The following is a 380-nucleotide window of genomic DNA, read 5'->3' as shown; positions in this document are numbered from 1 at the left end:
ACTCAAGTTGGTTTACTGGGATAAAACGGGATTTGCATTGTGGTACAAGCGGTTAGAAAAACAAAAATTCAAATGGCCAAACAAAGCGAGTCTGCAAGAATTTGAACTCAGCCTGAGCAACTGGATTGGTTGCTGTCGGGATATGATGTGCTTGGTCATGAAGAGTTGCAGTATCAATCTATGATCTAATTAACAGTAAACGATCATTGCCACACATCCTATTTTATCTGCCATGCAAACGAGAAAGGAGCATAAAATTTTGTTAAATTGCAGGTATGAAACTTGATGCACACTCACTGCCTGACGACCCAGAACAACTCAAACGCATGTTGCTTGAGTTGCAACAGCATATGGATGAAAAGTTAGCTGAAAAAGACGCG

At 40.5% G+C, this 380-nt stretch carries 1 protein-coding gene; it reads left to right on the top strand.

Annotation, left to right across the window (positions count from 1 at the left end):
* The coding region (gene tnpB / locus A8L45_RS24070) for an IS66 family insertion sequence element accessory protein TnpB (protein ID WP_139122475.1) at positions 1-184 on the top strand (184 nt) is incomplete at its 5' end.
* Positions 185-380 lie beyond the last annotated feature (196 nt).

The sequence above is a fragment of the Veronia pacifica genome (assembly GCF_001707825.1).
GTDB lineage: Bacteria > Pseudomonadota > Gammaproteobacteria > Enterobacterales > Vibrionaceae > Veronia > Veronia pacifica.
This window is presented reverse-complemented; position numbering and strand designations above follow the sequence as displayed.